This is a genomic window from Gemmatimonadaceae bacterium (assembly GCA_020852815.1).
Classification (GTDB): Bacteria; Gemmatimonadota; Gemmatimonadetes; order Gemmatimonadales; family Gemmatimonadaceae; genus SCN-70-22.
Window position 1 is genome coordinate 57,913 of the sequence record JADZAN010000036.1, and the last position, 18,361, is coordinate 76,273.

Annotated in this window: 22 protein-coding genes; 15 read left to right on the forward strand and 7 right to left on the reverse strand. The window is 69.9% G+C overall.

Annotated elements, in window-relative coordinates:
- Positions 1–64: 64 nt before the first annotated feature.
- The 14 genes from queA (at position 65) to IT359_17965 (ending at position 11,818) form a co-directional block, all read left to right on the forward strand.
- Positions 65–1,111: a tRNA preQ1(34) S-adenosylmethionine ribosyltransferase-isomerase QueA gene (queA, locus tag IT359_17900; GenBank protein MCC6930869.1), complete on the forward strand. Its 1,047-nt coding sequence runs from the start codon at positions 65–67 to the stop codon at positions 1,109–1,111.
- 76 nt (positions 1,112–1,187) lie between these two features.
- Positions 1,188–1,595 carry a hypothetical protein gene (locus IT359_17905; GenBank protein MCC6930870.1) on the forward strand — a complete coding sequence of 136 codons (408 nt, stop codon included), beginning with the start codon at positions 1,188–1,190 and terminating at the stop codon, positions 1,593–1,595.
- A 43-nt stretch (positions 1,596–1,638) separates the two neighbouring features.
- Complete coding sequence (tgt, locus tag IT359_17910; protein ID MCC6930871.1) at positions 1,639–2,772, forward strand: tRNA guanosine(34) transglycosylase Tgt; 1,134 nt, start codon at positions 1,639–1,641, stop codon at positions 2,770–2,772.
- Positions 2,769–3,140 (forward strand): preprotein translocase subunit YajC, encoded by a 372-nt coding sequence (gene yajC, locus IT359_17915; GenBank protein ID MCC6930872.1) that lies wholly within the window; start codon positions 2,769–2,771, stop codon positions 3,138–3,140. The genes tgt and yajC overlap by 4 nt, the downstream gene beginning before the upstream one ends.
- Entirely contained in the window at positions 3,137–3,706 is a 570-nt protein-coding gene (gene def / locus IT359_17920; protein MCC6930873.1) for a peptide deformylase, read from the forward strand. The genes yajC and def overlap by 4 nt, the downstream gene beginning before the upstream one ends.
- 7 nt (positions 3,707–3,713) lie before the next feature.
- Positions 3,714–4,655: a methionyl-tRNA formyltransferase gene (locus IT359_17925; protein ID MCC6930874.1), complete on the forward strand. Its 942-nt coding sequence runs from the start codon at positions 3,714–3,716 to the stop codon at positions 4,653–4,655.
- Positions 4,652–5,119 (forward strand): PaaI family thioesterase, encoded by a 468-nt coding sequence (locus tag IT359_17930; protein ID MCC6930875.1) that lies wholly within the window; start codon positions 4,652–4,654, stop codon positions 5,117–5,119. The genes IT359_17925 and IT359_17930 overlap by 4 nt, the downstream gene beginning before the upstream one ends.
- A gap of 256 nt (positions 5,120–5,375) precedes the next feature.
- Entirely contained in the window at positions 5,376–6,479 is a 1,104-nt protein-coding gene (locus tag IT359_17935; protein ID MCC6930876.1) for a GntR family transcriptional regulator, read from the forward strand.
- 36 nt (positions 6,480–6,515) lie between these two features.
- Positions 6,516–7,904, forward strand: coding sequence for a 16S rRNA (cytosine(967)-C(5))-methyltransferase RsmB (gene rsmB, locus IT359_17940; GenBank protein MCC6930877.1), 1,389 nt, complete (start codon positions 6,516–6,518; stop codon positions 7,902–7,904).
- 13 nt (positions 7,905–7,917) lie between these two features.
- Positions 7,918–8,646 carry a PASTA domain-containing protein gene (locus IT359_17945; GenBank protein ID MCC6930878.1) on the forward strand — a complete coding sequence of 243 codons (729 nt, stop codon included), beginning with the start codon at positions 7,918–7,920 and terminating at the stop codon, positions 8,644–8,646.
- A complete protein-coding gene (locus IT359_17950; GenBank protein ID MCC6930879.1) occupies positions 8,643–9,311 on the forward strand; it encodes a ribulose-phosphate 3-epimerase in 669 nt (222 codons plus the stop codon). Before IT359_17945 ends, IT359_17950 begins: the two co-directional genes overlap by 4 nt.
- Positions 9,308–9,868 (forward strand): TlpA family protein disulfide reductase, encoded by a 561-nt coding sequence (locus tag IT359_17955; protein MCC6930880.1) that lies wholly within the window; start codon positions 9,308–9,310, stop codon positions 9,866–9,868. Before IT359_17950 ends, IT359_17955 begins: the two co-directional genes overlap by 4 nt.
- A 28-nt stretch (positions 9,869–9,896) precedes the next feature.
- Positions 9,897–10,934, forward strand: a complete 1,038-nt coding sequence (gene tsaD / locus IT359_17960) for a tRNA (adenosine(37)-N6)-threonylcarbamoyltransferase complex transferase subunit TsaD (GenBank protein MCC6930881.1) — start codon at positions 9,897–9,899, stop codon at positions 10,932–10,934.
- Positions 10,935–10,972: 38 nt separating this feature from the next.
- Positions 10,973–11,818, forward strand: a complete 846-nt coding sequence (locus IT359_17965; GenBank protein ID MCC6930882.1) for a prolipoprotein diacylglyceryl transferase — start codon at positions 10,973–10,975, stop codon at positions 11,816–11,818.
- A 12-nt stretch (positions 11,819–11,830) separates the two neighbouring features.
- Here the strand turns inward: IT359_17965 and IT359_17970 are convergent, their stop codons facing one another.
- The 6 genes from IT359_17970 to IT359_17995 form a co-directional block, all read right to left on the reverse strand.
- Positions 11,831–13,963, reverse strand: coding sequence for an FTR1 family protein (locus IT359_17970; GenBank protein ID MCC6930883.1), 2,133 nt, complete (start codon positions 13,961–13,963; stop codon positions 11,831–11,833).
- Positions 13,964–14,209: 246 nt separating this feature from the next.
- Positions 14,210–14,596, reverse strand: a complete 387-nt coding sequence (gene acpS, locus IT359_17975) for a holo-ACP synthase (GenBank protein ID MCC6930884.1) — start codon at positions 14,594–14,596, stop codon at positions 14,210–14,212.
- A 55-nt stretch (positions 14,597–14,651) separates the two neighbouring features.
- Positions 14,652–15,410, reverse strand: a complete 759-nt coding sequence (locus IT359_17980) for a hypothetical protein (GenBank protein MCC6930885.1) — start codon at positions 15,408–15,410, stop codon at positions 14,652–14,654.
- The gene (locus tag IT359_17985) at positions 15,403–15,996 is read right to left on the reverse strand and encodes a class IV adenylate cyclase (protein ID MCC6930886.1); all 594 of its coding nucleotides are present in this window, start codon (positions 15,994–15,996) and stop codon (positions 15,403–15,405) included. The genes IT359_17980 and IT359_17985 overlap by 8 nt, the downstream gene beginning before the upstream one ends.
- Before the next feature lie 18 nt (positions 15,997–16,014).
- Complete coding sequence (locus IT359_17990; protein MCC6930887.1) at positions 16,015–16,710, reverse strand: haloacid dehalogenase-like hydrolase; 696 nt, start codon at positions 16,708–16,710, stop codon at positions 16,015–16,017.
- Positions 16,711–16,756: 46 nt separating this feature from the next.
- Positions 16,757–17,680: an EamA family transporter gene (locus IT359_17995; GenBank protein ID MCC6930888.1), complete on the reverse strand. Its 924-nt coding sequence runs from the start codon at positions 17,678–17,680 to the stop codon at positions 16,757–16,759.
- Positions 17,681–17,713: 33 nt separating this feature from the next.
- Between IT359_17995 and IT359_18000 the strand changes: the two genes are divergently transcribed.
- Positions 17,714–18,148 (forward strand): hypothetical protein, encoded by a 435-nt coding sequence (locus tag IT359_18000; protein MCC6930889.1) that lies wholly within the window; start codon positions 17,714–17,716, stop codon positions 18,146–18,148.
- On the opposite strand, the gene IT359_18005 is transcribed toward IT359_18000, so the two are convergent.
- Positions 18,145–18,360 (reverse strand): hypothetical protein, encoded by a 216-nt coding sequence (locus IT359_18005; protein MCC6930890.1) that lies wholly within the window; start codon positions 18,358–18,360, stop codon positions 18,145–18,147. The genes IT359_18000 and IT359_18005 overlap by 4 nt on opposite strands.
- Between the last annotated feature and the right edge of the window lies 1 nt (position 18,361).

Sequence of the window (18,361 nt, forward strand, 5' to 3'; positions counted from 1 at the left end):
ACACGATCGCCGGGTGCACGGGCTTGGACGAGCCGCCGCACCCGGCGATTTTGCATCACCGCGCATGCCGATGCTCACGCCGACCTACCTCACCTCCGCCTTCGACTTCGACCTCCCGGAGTCGTCCATCGCCCAGTCGCCCAGCGACCGGCGCGATGCGTCGCGGCTGATGGTGGTCGATCGCGCCAGCGGGACGATTGCGCACCGCACCTTCGCCGACCTGGCCGACTATGTCCCGTCGGGTGACGTGCTCGTCCGCAACACGACGAAGGTGATCCGCGCCCGCCTGCTGGGCCGGCGCGACTCCGGCGCCCCGGCAGAGGTGATGCTGCTCAAGTCGTTAGGCAACCACCGGTGGGAGGCACTAGTGCACCCCGGCGGGAAGCTGAGGCCCGGGCGCGTGGTGCACGTGGCGCCGGGCGTCGACGTGCGCATCGACGAGGTGACCGAGCGCCGCACCCGCGTAGTGACACTGCAGTCGTCGATGGACGATGCCGACGCCATCGAGGCACACGGACACATCCCGCTCCCGCCGTACATCCACCGCGGTGATGCCACCGCCGACGCGGAGCGCTACCAGACGGTGTATGCCCGCGAAGCCGGGTCGGTCGCCGCGCCGACGGCAGGGCTGCACTTCACCCCATCGCTCCTCGACACGCTGGTGACGCGCGGTGTGCAGCTGGCGGATGTGGTGCTGCATGTCGGCGCGGGGACGTTCAAGCCGGTCGAGCACGACGACGTCGCCGCACACGTGATGCACGAGGAGTGGTACGCCGTGAGCGCGCGCTCGGCGGCGCAACTCAACGCCGCGCGCGACGCCGGTGCCGCGCTGTGCGGCGTGGGGACGACGACGGTGCGCACGCTGGAATCCAACCTCGACGCCCGGGGACGCTTCCATCCGGGCCAGGGCGAAACGACGATCTTCATCTATCCCCCGTATCGCATTCGCGCGGTCGACCACCTCGTCACCAACTTTCACCTGCCGCGCTCCACGCTCCTCATGCTCGTGGCCGCCTTTGCCGGCTACGACCTGGTCATGGAGGCGTACCGCGTCGCGGTGCGCGACGGATACCGCTTCTACTCCTACGGCGATGCAATGCTCATCCTCTGAGGGTTGGCCGCGGCCGCATGGCACAGGGTCCCGCCCGGCCCGGCGCGTTCGCGCACAGGCGCTGGTCGCGCTCGCGGTGCTCGTCGTGCTCGCCGGCGCCTGCGTGACCACCACCACGCGCGAGTGGCTCCCCTCCCCCGCCAACCCGACCTACACCGCCGCCTCGTCGCAGCCGGTGCTGGCGGAGTACGTGCGGCTGCAATGCGCCGCGTTGCGCAAGGCGCAGCACCCGGACACCGGCAGCGCACGCTTTGTCGTCGACGTCGACACCGCGGGGCGGGCCACCCGCGCCCAGGTCGTGCGCGCCACCCCCGACGAGCTGCTCGACGGCGTCTTCGGCACCGTGGCGGCCCAGCTGCGCTTTCCAGCCGCCCCCCGGGCGCGTCGCGAACCGGTCGACATCGCCTACCGCTGCGACGGCGACCAGGCGCACGTCACCGTGACCGCCGCGACCGCCGCGGCGGCGGCGGCATCCAATCACTAGCGGCCGCCCCCTCGTGATCGCTCCCGGCTTCGTCTTCGAGCGCCTGGCCACCGACGGCCAGGCCCGCGCCGCGCACTTCTCCACCCCGCACGGCGTGATCGAGACGCCGAGCTTCATGCCGGTGGGGACGCTGGCCACGGTCAAGGCGCTCGACCCCGAGGACCTGCACACCGCCGGCGCGCAGATGATCCTCGCCAACGCCTATCACCTGCACCTCCGCCCCGGCGACGAACTGGTGCGCGACATGGGCGGCCTCCATCGCTTCATGCAGTGGAGTGGCCCCATCCTCACCGACTCGGGCGGCTTCCAGGTCTTCTCGCTCGAGACGCTGCGCACCATCACCGAGGAGGGCGCCGAGTTCCGATCGCACATCGACGGCTCCAGGCGCTTCTTCTCCCCCGAGCGCGTGATGCAGATCGAGCGCAACCTGGGCGCCGACGTGATCATGCAGTTCGACCACGTCATTCCCGGACAGTCGGACGCGGCCGCCGCGCGCGACGCCAGCGAGCGATCGCTGCGCTGGCTGGAGCGATGCCGCACGGAGTTCGAGCACCTGCGCGCCGAGCATGGCGACAGCCACGGACACCCGCAGGCGCTCTTCCCCATCGTGCAGGGCGGGATCCACGCCGAGCTGCGGCGCGAGGCGGCGCGCGCCATCCGCTCGGCCGGCGACTGGGTGGGCTTTGGCATCGGTGGACTCTCCGTGGGCGAAGCCAAGCCCGACATGTACGCCATGCTCGACGTGCTCGAACCCGAACTCCCGGCCGACCGCCCACGCTACCTGATGGGCGTGGGCTTCCCCGAGGATCTCATCGAGGGAGTGCGGCGCGGCGTCGACCTGTTCGACTGCGTGGCCCCCACGCGCATGGGGCGCAACGGGACCGCCTTCACCAGCGAGGGGCGCCTCAACGTCAAGCGCAACGACCTGCGGGCCGACGCGCGAGCGCTCGATCCGTCCTGCGATTGCGCCACCTGCCGCCGCTTCTCGCGCGCCTACCTGCGCCACCTGTACGTGAGCGACGAGATCCTGGGACTGCGCCTCCTTTCGCTGCACAATGTACATTTCCTGCTCACCCTCATGCGCCAGGCACGCCGCGCGATACTCGAGCACCGTTTCGAGTCGTGGGCCGGCGACTGGCTCCAACGCCTGACGGCTCGCGCCTCCCTTCCAGAATGACCGCGCTCTTCCTCCCAGTGCCGTTCCTGCTCCAGGCAAGCGGCGGCATGACGCAGTTGCTTCCGTTCATGTTCCAGATCGCGGCGATCTTCGGGATCTTCTACTTCCTGATGATCCGCCCGCAGCAGAAGCAGCGGAAGGAACACGAGGCTCGCCTGCGCGCCCTCAAGCGTGGCGACACCATCGTCACCACCGGTGGCCTGGTGGGCGAAGTGATGCACATCAAGGAATCGTCGAAGGATGGCGCCGCCGTGAAGTCGATGGACGATCACCTCACGATCAAGAGCGGGGAGTCGCGCGTGGTGGTCGAGCGCGGCAAGGTGGCGCGTGTCCTCACCGGCGAACCGTCCGCTTCGCCCAGCGCGTGAGCCTGCTCCCGATCCAGGTCCTCGGCGCCTCGATCCTGCGCGTCGAGACGACTCCGGTGGCCGAGATCACCGATGAGCTGCAGCTGCTCATCGACGACATGTTCGAGACCATGCACGCCGCGCAGGGCATCGGGCTCGCCGCGCCGCAGGTGGGGCGCAGCGAGCGGTTGGCGGTGATCGAGATCGAGGGGGAGCGGTTCGTCCTCATCAACCCCGAGATCGTCGAGGAAGGCGGGAACGACAAGGCGGAGGAAGGGTGCCTCTCGATTCCCGAGATCTATGGCGACGTGGAGCGCTCGTCGACGGTCGTGGTGCACGCGATGGACCGCGAGGGAAAGCACTTCGAGATTGCGGCTGACGGCCTCCTCGCGCGCTGCCTGCAGCACGAGATCGACCACCTGCACGGCAAGCTCTTCATCGACTACCTGTCGTTCCTCAAGCGCCGCGCCGCGCTGGCCAAGTGGGAGCTGCAGAAGTCGAAGTATCCCGATTCACTCCGCATCCTCACGCCGGAAGTGGTGAAGCAGTTGCGGGAGGATCACGCGCACGACGACGAACGGCTCTAGGCCCGCGATGCGCGTCCTGTTCTGGGGCACCCCGGACTTTGCCTGTCCGCCGCTGCGCGCCCTGCTGGGCGAGGGCTACGACGTGGTCGGGGTCGTGACGCAGCCCGACAAGCCGCAGGGACGCTCCCGCTCCATCCTCGTCCCCTCCCCGGTAAAGGTCATCGCCGAGGAGGAAGGACTCCCGCTCCTGCAACCGGAGAAGCCGCGCGGGGAGGAGTTCGAGGCCGCGCTGCGCTCGCTCGCCCCCGACCTCTCGGTGGTCGTCGCCTACGGACATATCCTGCCGCAGTCGGTGATCGACCTTCCCCCGTTAGGCACGCTCAACATCCACGCCTCGCTCCTCCCGCGCTGGCGCGGCGCCGCCCCCATCCAGGCCGCCATCCTCGCCGGCGACGCCGAGTCGGGGGTCTCGATCATGCGAATGGTGCGGCGCATGGATGCCGGCCCCGTCATCCGGCAGGCCCCGACGCCCATCCTCGACGACGAGACCTACGGCGAGTTGCAGCTGCGGCTCTCGGAGCTGGGCGCGCTGGCCATCGTCGAGGCGCTCACCCTCATGTCGCTCGGCTCCACCAACGAGGTCGTGCAGGACGAGTCGCTGGCGACCTACGCACCGAAGGTCGAGCGCGAACAGGCACAGGTGGACTGGGCGCGCGACGCGCGTGACGTGGCGCGCGCCGTGCGCGCCTATGACCCCCGCCCCGGAGCCTTCACCCTCCAGCGCGGACTCGACGTGAAGCTCTTCGGCGTGCGCGTCGCCCCCGACGCCCACGGCGACCCGGGCGCCCTCCTCGCCATCGACGAGAGCGGGATGCTCGTGGCCTGCGGCAGCGGTGGCGGCGTGCGCATTGGCTATGTGCACCCCGCCGGAAAGCGCCGACTGGCGGCCCTGGACTGGGCGCAAGGGCGCGGCATCGCCGTCGGCGACGTGCTCGGGGCGAGCGTGTGACTTCGGCTGGCCAGGGCGCCGCCGGCGCCAACGCCGACGCAGCGGAACGCATCCGCGCCTCTTTTGCCCGCCAGTCGTTCATGACGCTCCTCGGCGCCGAGCTCTCGCGCGTGGAGCGGGGCGTGGTCGAGATCGCGATCGCCCGGCGAGACGACCTGCTCCAGCAGCACGGCTTTCTGCACGCGGGAGTCCTCACCTCGCTCCTCGACTCGGCGTGCGGCTACTCGGCGCTCACCGTGATGGACGGCGATAGCGGCGTGATGAGCATCGAGTTCAAGGTCAATCTGCTCGCCCCTGCAGCCGGCGACCGCTTCCTGGTCAGGGGTGAGGTGCTCAAGGCGGGCAAGACCGTTGTGGTCTGTCGCGGCGATGCCTACGCGATGGACGGCGAGGAGCCGCGCCTGGTCGCGGCGATGCAGGCGTCGATGATGGCGGTGCGCGGCAAGGCCAGCGTCCGCGACTGAGCGGCGCTGCCGTCCTCATGAAGAACCTCTCCCTGCATCAGCCGCATCATTTCGGCGTGACCTGATCAACTGCTGAGCACGCTATTGATGTAGCAGCTTTGGCGCATTGCCATGACAAGTCGCCGAGGGTATCGTGAGGTCCCCCGATCTCCGCCGACCGCGTCACGGGGCCAGGCGTGGTTCTCTTTGTCCCCACGTCCACTCGGCGCCCCGAAATGACATGTCACATCCGCCTTCACGTGATGCACGTGTGACCATGGCCGGACATAAGCACGAACAGGTCTTTTCGATTCTGAGGCGCGAGATCCAGTCTGGTCGCTGGCGGATCGGCGATCGCCTGCCGTCGGAGGCCGAGCTCGTCCAGCGATTCGGTCACTCGCGCATCACCATCGGGAGGGCGCTGCGCGACCTGCAGGCCGAAGGGGTCATCGAGCGCCGCGCCGGCTCGGGGACCTATGTGCGAGGCCCCAGCACCAACAGCTCGCTCTCCTTCGGCCTCCTGATTCCCGACCTGGGCGTCACTGACATCTTCGAGCCGATGTGCCAGGGGATGATGGACTCGCGCCTGGCGCGGCAGCACGCGCTCGTGTGGGGGAGCGGCGCCGGTGACGACGACGCGCGCCCTCTCTCCAAGTCGGAGCGGGCGTGGGAGCTGGCGCAGCACTATCTGGAGCGCGGGATCTCGGGGCTCTTCTTTGCCCCGCTCGAGCATGTGACCGACAAGGACGCCGTCAACCTGCGCATCGCGAAGGCGTTCGACGACGCGCGGATCCCCATCGTCCTCCTGGACCGTCCGCTCACCCCCTTCCCCAACCCGGGGCGGCACGACGTGGTCGGCATCGACAACCGAACCGCGGGATTTGTCGTCGCCGACCACCTGCTCAAGCTGGGCTGCCGCCGCCTCGCCTTCGTGGCCATCCCCAACGCCGCGGCGACCGTAGACGCGCGCGAAGCCGGCTACCGCGAGGCGCTGTACAGTCGCCACGCCCTGGTGGATCGAGAGCTGGTACGTCGACTCGACCCCGACGACGAGTCGGCCGTGGGCGACCTGATGCGACAGCGGCCGGACGGGATCGTCTGCGCCAACGACCGGACCGCGGGGCGACTGATGCACGCGCTGCGCCGATTGGGGCACGCCGTGCCGCGCGATGTGCGGCTGGTTGGCATCGACGACGTGGAGTACGCCTCGCTGCTGCCGATTCCCCTCACCACGCTGCGCCAGCCCACGCGGCAACTAGGCGAAGTGGCGCTGGGTGTAATGCTGTCGCGCATTGCGCAGCGCGACCTTCCGCCGCGCGACGTGCGCATACCGTGCGAGCTGGTGGTGCGGGAGTCGTGCGGCGCCAAGGGCGACCGCTGACCCCCGGGCTACCGCCCTCGCCGCTATCTTGTGGTCATGACTCCCACCGATGGATCGCGTGCCCCCGGCTCGACCTTGGTTCGGGGCGGGGTCACCGATGCACGCACCGCCGCCGCCGAGATCATGGCCGACTTGCGCGGAGGCGACCTGCTGGACGTCGCCTTCGAGCGACGCGCCGGGGAGCTCGACGCGCGCGATCGCCGGTGGGTGCAGGAACTGGTGTACGGGACGCTGCGCCGTCGCGCGCACCTGGACGCGGCGCTCGCCGCGCGCGTGCGCGGGGGGCTGGCCCGTCTCGACGCCGACCTGACCGACATCCTGCGCCTGGGCACCTATCAGCTCCTGCACATGGGCTCCGTTCCGCCGTACGCGGCCATTGCCCAGAGCGTGGAGCTGGCCAAGCGACGCCACGGCATCGGGGCCAGCAAGCTCGCCAACGCCGTGCTGCGCCGCACCGATCGCGAACGCGACACGTCGCCGCCAGCCGCAAGCATTGCCGCCGACGGCGGCGCGACGGGCGACGGCGACGACGCCATCGATCAGCTGGCGCTCGAGGGGTCGCACCCGCGCTGGCTCGTGGCGCGCTGGGTACAGCGCTTCGGGATGGACGAGGTGCGCCGGTTGCTCGCGCTGAACAACGTCGAGGCCCCGATGGTGCTGCGCCCGTGGGGAATCGTGCGCGAGCAGTTGGAGGCGATGCTGGAGTCGTCGGGGGTAGCGGTGGAGGATGCACCGCTGGTCGACGACGGGCTCGCCGTGACCGGGCACGTGGCGCTGGCCGAAGTGGGGGCGTTTCGCCAGGGGCTCTTCTTCATCCAGGACCCGGCCGCAACGCTGGTCACGCGCTACGCGGCCTTTCCGCCAGGCGCAACGGTCATCGACCTCTGCGCGGCGCCGGGGGGCAAGTCGCTCGAGCTCGCCCGCACCGCGGCGCACGTCGTCGCCTGCGATCGTTCGCCGGCGCGGCTGGAGCGCATGCGGCGTAACCTCGAGCGCCTCGACGTTCACCACGTCACGCTCGTGGCCACCGACGCGCGCGACCGTGCGCTCGCGCCGGCCGAAACCGTGCTCGTCGACGCGCCCTGCACCGGGACGGGGACCTTTCGCCGACACCCGGACGCGCGCTGGCGCCTCAAGGTCTCCGACCTCGCGGTGAGCGCCGCCTCGCAGCGCGCGATCCTGCGCGCCGCCGCGGAACTCGTTAGGCCCGGCGGCGTGCTGGTCTACAGCACCTGCTCGCTCGAACCGGAGGAGAACGAGGCGCAGGTGACGCAGTTCCTCGCCGAGCACGCGGACTTCTCGCTCGAACCGCCCCCCGCCGGCACCGTTCCGCCATCGACGCTCGACGCCGGGATGCTGCGCGTCCTGCCGCAGCGGCACGGTGTCGACGGTGCCTTCGCCGCGCGGCTGCGCCGGCGTGCCTGACGAGGACCCACGCGTGCCCTCACCACAGCGCCTGCGCGCCATCCTCCTCCACGTGGCCGTCGCCCTCGCCGGCTTTCTCGGCGCCTACCTCCTCGTTGCCTTCGTCATCCTCCCCGACGACGTCATGGCCGGCGACATCACCATCCCCGGCGTGGTGGGGCTGACGCAAGCCGACGCGCAGCGCCGCCTCACCGGGCTGGGGCTCAAGGTGGCGTTTGGCGAGGAACGCTTCTCCGCCGACGCCCCCAAGTCCACCGTCCTGTCGCAGAACCCCACGGCCGGAACCACCGTTGCCCCCGGCACCTCGGTCACGCTCGACGTGAGCGCCGGCCAGCAGCGCTCGACCATTCCCGCGCTCGTTGGCCTCTCGCGCGCCGACGCCGAGGCCGCGCTGCGCAAGGCCGGGTTGCAGCTGGGGCAGGTGCAAGAGCAGAGCTCTGACTCGGCGCGCGGCCTGGTCGTCGACTCCAAGCCCGCCGAGGGCCAGGTGGTCCCCACGGCCACGCGCGTCGACCTCGTCGTCAGCGCCGGCCCGGCGCAACTCACCATGCCCGACGTGGTGGGGCGCGACGTCGAGTCCGCCACCGCCTTCATTGCCCAACTCGGCCTCATCGCCGCGCCGGCCGAGTACGATCCCACGTCGACGCTCCCGCGCGGGACGGTCGTGGGCCAGTCGCCGGCCGCGGGCTCGGCCATTGCCGCCGGCACCAACGTCACGCTTCGCGTCGCAGGCTCTCCATGAGCGTCCGCATTGCCCCGTCCATCCTCAGCGCCGACTTCGCCAGGCTGGGCGACGAGATCGCCATGTGCGAAGCCGGCGGCGCCGACTGGATCCACATCGACGTGATGGACGGCTGCTTCGTCCCCAACCTCACCTACGGCGCCAAGGTCATCGAGACCTGCCGCCGCCTGACCACGCTGACGCTCGACGTGCACCTGATGGTCGTCGAGCCCGAGAAGTACTTCGACAGCTTCGCCAAGGCCGGCGCCGACGTCATTACCATCCACCAGGAAACCGCGCCGCACCTGCACCGCCAGCTCGCGCGCATTCGCGAGTTGGGGTGCCGCGCCGGCGTGACGATCAACCCGTCCACGCCGGTGGCCTCGCTGGCCGACGTCGCCACCGACGTCGACATGATCCTCATCATGTCGGTGAACCCGGGATACGGCGGGCAGACATTCATCCCGCGCTCGCTCGACAAGATCCGCCAGGCGCGCGCGCTGCTCGACGGCGCCGGCAATCGCGACGCGATGGTCGAGGTGGACGGCGGCGTGGCGCGCGAAACGATCGCCGCGTGCTGGCGCGCCGGCGCCGACACCTTCGTCGCCGGCAACGCGATCTTTGCCGCGAAGAATCCGCGTGCCGAGATCGCCGCGTTGCGCGCCCTCTGCTCGGAGACGGTGTGAGCACCACGCGTCAGTGGCAGCTCGTGGGCCTCATCGTCGCGTTCCTCGGCGCGGGGCTCATGTACGCCGGCACGGCAGGTGTAGGGAACGTCGAGGCCGTCCGCGTGGGGGCGAAGGCGCCGAACTTCCACGCCGCCACACTCGATGGCACCGCCCAAACCAGGACGCTCGCCGACTACAAGGGCGAAGTGCTCCTGGTGAACCTGTGGGCCACGTGGTGCGGCCCCTGCGTCGTCGAGATGCCGAGCATCCAGCGCCTCTACGACCGCTATCGCGACAAGGGGCTCAAGGTGGTCGCCGTCGCCGTGGACGACCCGGGCTACGAACAGCGGGTGCTCGACTTCGTCGCCGAGCGCAAGCTCACGTTCGAGATCCTGCACGAGGGGACGGGGAAGATCGAGGCGCTGTTCCAGACGCAGGGCATTCCGGCCACCTTCCTCATCGGGCGCGATGGGCGCATTCGCAAGCTGAGCCTCGGCGCCGACGACTGGGACTCGCCCGCCAACCGCGCCGTCGTCGCGCAGCTGCTCGGCGTCGAGGAGACCGGCGCCCCGTGAGCGAGACGCCGGCGCAAGGGCGCCGCTGATGCGCATCCTCGCGCTCGAGACGTCCTGCGACGAGACCTCGGCCAGCGTGGTGGAGGGAAACGGCGCGCGGGTGCAGCTGCAATCGCTCGTCATCCTCTCGCAGGATGTGCATCGCGTCTTTGGCGGCGTGGTCCCCGAGATTGCGTCGCGCGCGCACCTCACCGCCGTGGTCCCGGTGGTGCAGCAGGCGCTGCGCGAGGCCTCGTGCACGCTGGCCGACGTCGACGCCATCGCGGTCACCCACGCCCCCGGGCTGGTGGGGGCCCTCCTCGTGGGCGTGAGCTACGCCAAGGGGCTCGCCCTCGGTGCCAGCAAGCGATTGTTAGGGGTGCACCATATGGAGGGGCACCTCTTCGCCACCTCGCTCGAAGCGCCCGATGCCGTGCCGCCGTTCACGGCGCTCCTCGTCTCGGGAGGCCACACGTTGCTGCTCGACGTGGCGGCGTGGGGTGAGTATCGCATCCTTGGCGCGACCCGCGACGACGCCGCCGGCGAGGCCTTCGACAAGGTGGCCAAGCTCCTCGGCCTCCCGTATCCCGGTGGCCGGCACGTCGAGGCGCTCGCCGCCACGGGCGACCCGTCGCGCCTCCGCTTCTCGCGCCCCATGCTTCGGCGCGACCAGCATCCCGGCGACGCCGACTACTACGATGTCTCCTTCAGCGGACTCAAGACCGCGGTGCTGCACGCGGTGCGCGCATCGACTGACCTTGCGGCCGACGCGCCGCACATTGCCCGCGCCTTCCAGGAAGCGTTGGTGGACACGCTCGTGGAGAAGACGTATCGTGCGGCGCGCGCGCATGGTCGCACGCGCGTCGTGCTCGGTGGCGGCGTGGCGTGCAACCGCGCACTCGTCGAGGCAATGCGGCGACGCCTGGGCGACGCGGGGGCAAGCGTCTTTGCCCCATCCACGCGTCTCGCCACCGACAACGCCGCAATGATCGCCCGCGCCGCGCTCTTCCATGCGGAACGGGGTAGCAGCAGTGACTGGACGCTCAACGCCCACGCCTCGATGCCCATCCCAGGGCTCGTCGGCTGACCTGGCTCGCGCTTCACGCCCGCCCCTCAGCACGCGACATGGACCACATCATTCACCACCCCTGGGAGATCAAGCTCGGAGCGCTGAACCTCACCGGCTTCGGCATCGCCGTGCTCATGGCATTCGTCATTGCCCAGATCATCACGCAACGCGAACTCACGCGCCGCGGGCACGATGCCGAAGCCGCAGCCATGCCCGACCTGGTCTTTGCCTCGGTGATGGGGATGCTCCTGGGAGGGAAGCTCTACTACATCCTCCTCATCACGCATGACTGGCGCGACTTCTTCACGCGCGCGGGCTTCGTCTTCTGGGGTGGGCTCATTGGTGGCGTGATCCTCTGCTGGGGATACATCACGCGCAAGAGGCTCTCCTTTGCCCGCTTTGCCGATGTAGCCGGCCCCGCCATCGCCGGGGCATATGCGGTGGGACGCACCGGCTGCTGGGCGGTAGGCGATGACTACGGGCGCCCGTGGGACTCGCGTTTCGCGGTGGCCTTTCCCGAGGGTGCCCCGCCGAGCACCGCGGGAATCATGAACCGGATGTTCGGGACGCCGATTCCGCCAGGCGCAACGCCGGACACGGTGCTCACCGTGCATCCCACGCAGCTCTACGAAGTCTCGATGGCGCTGGTGATGTTCCTCGTGATCTGGCGCTTCCGGAACCACCGGCACGCCGAGGGGTGGCTCTTTGGCCTCTACTGCGTCCTCGCGGGGCTGGAGCGCTTCATCGTGGAGTTCTTCCGCGCCAAGGACGACCGCCTCTTCGGCCCGATCACCGTGGCGCAGCTCATCGGACTTGCCATCTGCGCGATCGGCGTCGTGGTCATGGTGCTGCGGTCGAAGACCGGCCCCGGCCGCCCCGGCATCCACGCCGTGGCGACCTGACCCATCAACGGATCACCGCTTCGCCCCCTCCTGCGACACGGCGTGCTCGATCGACTCCACCTTGCGTTCGAGCGCGCTCACCCGGTCTTCGATCGGCTCGGCGACGGGGCGAATCGACGGCCGAATGGTGGGGAGCGCCACCGAGCGGCGCGGCCAGAACGTCCTCGCCAGCGCGAAGGTGAAGAGCGCGACCAGTAGCAGCTGCCCCAGCAAGGTCTGCACGCTCGGGAAGATTCCCATCGACTCCACCGACGGCCAGCCGGGGAGGATCGTGATCGGGATCAGGTTCCCTTCTTGCAGCTCGCGGATCCCCTTCCCCATGAAGACAAACGCCATGTAGTAGAGGAGGGCGCTCGTGACGGCGAAGAACGGGCGCAGCGGGATCTTTACTCCGTAGCGATGGAAGAGCGTGAAGACCACCGCCAGCACCGCAAAGCCGACGGCGATTCCCAGCGAGAGCGGGAGCGCCGCGCCGTCGCTGTACAGCGCCTGGAGGAAGAGCGCCGTCTCTGCCCCCTCGCGATACACGGCAAGGAAGGCGACCGCCGTCAGCGCGGACGAACCACCGTGGCTCAGCGCGCTGTTCACCTTGTCGCGGATGAAGGCGTTCCACCTCGCCGCCTCGACCTTCGACACGAGCCAGTACGACACCGAGAAGAGGACGCCAACGGCGATCAGCATCGTCGCGCCCTCGATGATCTCGCGCGTCGCGGGGAGCGCCTTGAGCACCGTGGCCAGGACCACCGCAGTCACCGCACTCGCCACCAGCGCCACGCCGACCCCCACCCAGATGTCGCGCAGCCGCTGGCGATTCCCCGTCTTGATGAGGAACGCCACCACCGCCCCGATCACGAGGATTGCCTCGAACCCCTCGCGCAGGATGATCAGGAACGACTGCAGGAAGGCCCCCCAGAACCCTTCCGCGGGCTTGGTCATCTCCACGATCTGCGGCATCCCCGCGGCGATCGCATCGCGGGCGCGTTCGGCGGAGCGCGCGTCGCTGGCCTTCACCGCGCCCTTGAAGTCGGCGAAGTGCCGCTCCATGGTGGCCACCAACCCGGGATTGCGGGCGCGGGCCGGCGTCTCCAGCGGCTCGAAGGCGATGTAGGCGTCGAAGGCCAGGTCGCCTGCCTCGGAACGCCGCCCCCCGCGCGCCGCCGTCAGCGCCTCGTCGAGGATCGCCATCACCTTGCGCGCCGCGGCCGCGCCGTCGAGCGAGTCGCCGCCCTGCGCCAGCTCCGTCGGCGGGTTGCGCAGCGACAGCGAGCGCAGGTGCGCCACCAGCTGCGCGTACTCCGCGTCGTCCAGGTCGCGCGTGGGTGGCATCGCGGTCCCCCGCACGCCGGCGCGCACGGCCTCCACGATCTGCGCGTCGCTCCGCTCCGCCTGCCAGGCAAACGAGTTCAGGTCGACCGGGATCTTGCTCAGCGCAGCCACCAGCGGGCCATCACCACTCCCCGAGACGCCGTGACAGCCGGCGCACCGCTGCGCGTAGATCCCCTCGCCCGGCGCGCTCGCATTCGGCGCGCGCATCGCGTTGATGTAGGCGATGACGTTCCAGCGCTGGTCGGCGGAGAGCTCCGAGGCCCACCCCTTCATGGCCGTCCCGGCAATGCCAACCGACGAAATGCGGTACATCAGCGCGGGCGAGACGTCGTACATCACCTTCGCATCGCTCAGCGCGGGCGGCGGCGGCATCATGCCCGGCGCACTCGGCCCATCGCCCTTCCCCGAGATGCCATGGCACTCGGCGCAATGCGCCTCGTAGATGGCGCGCCCGGCGGCCAGGTCCAGCACACCGGTCGGGAGATCGAGCGCCCCATCCGACCCTAACGATCCGTTGAAGCGCTCGTGCAGCGGCCCCAGGTCCGCCGGCGGCCGCCTGGCCTTGACGACGGCAGCGAGCGAGTCGAGCAGCGCCTGCGTGAGCGCCACCTTGTCGCCGCTGAGCCGCTGTGCCACCTCGCGCGCATCGGCCAGGAACGACACCGCTTCGTCATACTCGAGGTCGGAGATCAGGCGCCCGTTGGCGTCGATCGCCTTGGCGTATTCCTCGACCGCGACACCGACGATGCTGGCGAGCCGCTTGGCCGGGCGCTCCTGCGCATCGGCGGGCGACTGGGTCGCGACCAGCAATCCGAACACGGCAGCGGCTGACGCCGCCAAACGACGGAAATCCGGGATACGAAAACGATTCGGCACGCGGTCGCAGATTCGGCGGCTCGTGGCGGCTCGCTGCTGACGCGAGTCCGTCGATTGCCGGAGAAGGGAGATGAAGGGGACTCGGGCCGCGGATCCATGCGTTCGCCCCAGGCCCGGTTGCGTCTCAGTCAATTGAGAATGATTCTCAATGGTATTCCGAGTAAACTTATCGGCACAACACCGCATCGGCTAGCCGTCGCGCTCCAGAATGACGACCGCGCCCGCCGTCTGGCGGGAATGCGTGAGCGTGAGGTGGGTGCGGGAGACGCCCAGCACCGCGGCGCGCTCGGCGGCCCGTCCATGGAAGACCAGCGACGGACGCCGATGAAGGTCGTGGACCACCTCAAGTTCGCGCCAGCCGATTCCGCGAGCGTCCTCGCTCCCCGACAGCGCCTTGAAGGCCGCCTCCTTGGCCGCCAGGCGCGCCGCGACGTGTTCGGCCACGGTCGACATCCGCGAGCAGTACGCCCATTCCCCTTCGGTGAGGAGGCGAGTGGTGACGCGCTGTCCGTCCCGCTCGATCATCCCCGCCACACGCTGGACGTCGATGAGGTCCATTCCGAGTCCCACTACCATGGACCGAAATACTGCAAACGCGGCGGGCCTTTACCGAGAGGGATTCCCCGACCGCTCATCGGAATGCTGTCGGGGGGATACGGCGATCGATCGCAGCCAGCGCATCGGCGACTCCCCTCCACGCGCGATCGGCGCGCACGAAGACTTCACGGACCTCACCGGCCCATGCGCGCCACGCCACGAAGCGCACGGCGTCCTCGGCCTCATGGACGGTTCGCGCGGCGGTGTGCACCTGTGCCAGCTGCGCGAACAGGGGGTCGCAGGCGTCGAGGAGCGCCGCCTCGAGCGCGCGCCGGTGGGGGGGGCGCTCCTCGTGCCGCTCGAGGGCGATCGCGGCGATCGTGGCGCGGATGCGCTCAGCGAGCGCCTCGGCGTCGAAGCCGGCCACCCGCCATTCTACCGGCTCCTCCCCCTCCAGCCGCCGGCGGGCCTGCAGGAGAGGGGCAAAGAAGCGTTCGCGCACGATCAGGTGTCCGTTGGCTGCGGCGCCGCCGCGCGCGAACGACCGCAACGTGCGTGCGACCTCGGGGAGGGTGCAGGCGCGGACCGAGAGGGCGTGCCACGCGCGGTCGAGCCCCTCGCCCGCCGAGAGGTGCAAGACGTCATCCGTCAGATGCAAGTCGAGCGCGCCGGCGCGCCAGCTCGCCCCGGAGAGGGCGCGCATCGGGACGGCCCATTCCTCGCCGCTCGACTCGTGGCGCACGGCGACTTCGTCGCGCTCGAGGAAGAGCGTCACGACGCCGGCGATGTCGCGCCCGCGCCAGCGCCCCGACGAGGTGGCGCGAAAGGCCAGCCGCGCCAGCGTGTCAGGCATCGTCCACCCGAAACGGGAAGTCGTCGTCGAGTTCGCGGGTGCAGATGGCGGCACGCTGCCCGGTGCGCGCCTCGTATCGCATCACGAAGGCCACCAGCGGTTCCGCCGTGAACGCCTCGCGCGGGACGCCAAGGATCGTGATCGCGGCCTCGATGGCCTCCGGCGAGCCCTCCACTTCCACGAGGAGGTCCATGCGCGGATAGCGTTCCAGCCGCACCGTGGCGCCCGCCACCGCGTAGACTTCCACCTCGCGGTCCACTTCGCGCGTGACGCCGTAGCCTAACGACTCGAGGATGGAGGCCAGCACCGCCGGGTCGTCGACCGGCGTTCCCACCTCCTCACGCACCTTGTAGCCATCGACGATGGAGGCCGCCCCCTTGAACTCCAGCAGGCCGCGCTCCGCCACCGCGGTGCGCTGCACCCGCAGCCGGAGCACCAGGTCGCGCTGCGTGAGCGACCGCCCGGCGGTGTCGTAGCGCCGGTCGATGAGCGTGCCGCTGAAGACGGCCATGGCGCCGGCGGCTTGCAGCCGTCGGCGGGCCTCATCCTCGTCAGGCACCACCGCCTTGAGCTCGACTTCGCGCATCGTGTCAGGGCCTGGGGGTCAGTCGGCGTCGATGGCGCGCATCACCGCCTCGGTGTCGCGCAGGTCGGCAAAGACCGCGGCGGGGGCGTGCGCCGCCAGCGTGTCGACGGAGTAGTGCCCAGTGGCCACGGCGATCGCGCGGGCACCCACGCCGCGCCCGCAGTCGATGTCGGCCGGCGTGTCGCCGATGATGACGAGGCGATCGCCGCCGTGCGCCGCGCCGTTCGCCATGGCGCGCCACCGCTCCAGCGCGATGGCGGGGAGCGCCGGCCGATGCTCGTGATCGGAGCCAAACGCTCCGATGCGGAAGCGCTGCGGGTCGATCCCCACCGCGCGCAGCTTGCGCTCCGCGCCGCCCAGCAGGTTCCCGGTCAGCAGCCCGAGCACGCGATCGGCGCGCCGCTCGAGGGCGTCGAGCAGCTCCAGCACGCCTTCATACAGCACCATGCGCAGCTCACCGCTTGCCAGCTCGCGATCGAGCCGCGCGAGGTACTCGTCGAGGATGGTCGGGAGCCGCTCGTCGATCGCTGCATCGTCCATCCCCGCCTCGCGCATCAGCTCGCGCACGATCTGCATGTCGGTCTTTCCATCATAGCGGTACGTGGACGCGCCCGGCGTTCCGAAGGCCGAGAGGAGCGCCCCTTCCATGGCGCGGCGTCCGGCTCCTTCGGTGGAGAGAATCGTACCGTCGATATCGAAGAGGACGAGCCTCACTATTCTATGAGAAGACGAGAGGACGAGAGGACGAGAAGACGAGATGCTAGCGGCGTGTGAGCAATAGGCCGGAGATGACGCAGAGGGCGCCGACGAGTTGCGGTGCGGTTGGCACCTCGCGGAAGGCGAGGAAGGCGACGATCGCGGCGATGATCGGTTGCAGGTTCGAGTACACCGCCGTCCGCGTGGGACCGAGGACGCGCAGGCCACGATACCAGAACAGGTACGCGAGCACCATCGCGAGCATGGCGGAATAGAGAAGCGCGAGATAGACCCCCGGGGGGAGCGCGCTCCACTGCGTCCCCATGATCGCGGGAATCGCCACGACGCTGGCGATGAGTGCCCCGCCAACCATGGTGTAGCCGCCAATCTGCAGCGTGTGCACCTGTGTGGCGATGCGGCGAAGGGCGACGGAATACGCCGCCCAACTGAGCGATGCGGCAACGAGCAGGGCGGCGCCGAGCGGAGTGTCGTTCCCCGCTCCGCCACGCGCAGACCCCAGCACCACGCTCGAGCATCCGACGATCTGCAGGGCGATCCCGCTCCATTGGCGGCGCGAGAGCGTCTCGGCACCGAGCAGGCGCCCGAGCACGGCGACGAACGCCGGCGTGGAGGCGACGATGAGCGCGGCAGTGGCCACGCGCGCGCGCACCACACCCAGGATGAACAGCGTCTGGTAGACGCCGTTCCCCAGCATCCCGAGCGCGATGAGCTTGGCCACCAGCGGACGCGGGACGCGCTCCAGCCGCATGGCGCCGGCGATTCCGAGCTGCGTGACGGCCGCAATCGGGATGCGCGTGCCGTTGAAGGCGAGGGGCGCCATGAACTGCGTCCCGTACTTGAGGACCGAGAAGTTGATCCCCCAGATCGTGGCCATCAGGAGGAGGAGCATGTCGGTCACCCAGCGCGACTCACCTTCCTGCGGCACGACATCGCGCGCGGCGACGATTCCAGAAGCGCTGACAGCCATGCCCAAAGGTAGACGGCGCGCGTAAGATTGGGGATGCATGTCTCCTTCGCACTTTTCGCCGACGCGGCGAACATCTCCCAGGAAGGGAAGCTCAACATCCTCGGCGTCTTCGATGCCGTCCAAGTCGGTGGACTCCCTGCCGTGCACCCGCGGGCGCACCTCGTCGTGCGCCTGAAGGGTGGGACGCAGGACGTGGGGAAGCACCGCGTGGGGCTTCGGTGGCTCAACCCGCACGGCACCGAGCTCTGGTCGTCGGACGGTCAGATCGACGTGGAAGGGGTGCCGCCCGCGGCGCACGAGATGGACCTGCCCATCATCGCGTCGATCGACCTCCCGCTGGACGAGGCGGGGAGCTACACGATGCGCATCGACCTGGACGACCAGGCCCACACGTCGGTGGGACTGATGGTGCGCGCGGCGCCGCCGCAGTTCGTGGCCCCGGCGGCATCGGGCGCGCTCGTTTCCTAGGCGCCCGGCGGTGGTGGCGGCGGTGGTGGCGGCGGTGGCGGCGGCGATGACGCCTTGGCCTCGCACGCCCGGCACCGCGTGATCCCCTTCATGTTGCAGATGACGCAGATGAAGGTTCCGCAGTCGGCGCAGGGATACCCTTCCGATGCGCGCTCCTCGTTGCCGCAGGCGCGACAGAGCATCGCGTCGCGTTCGTGCTGCTGCGTGGTCATG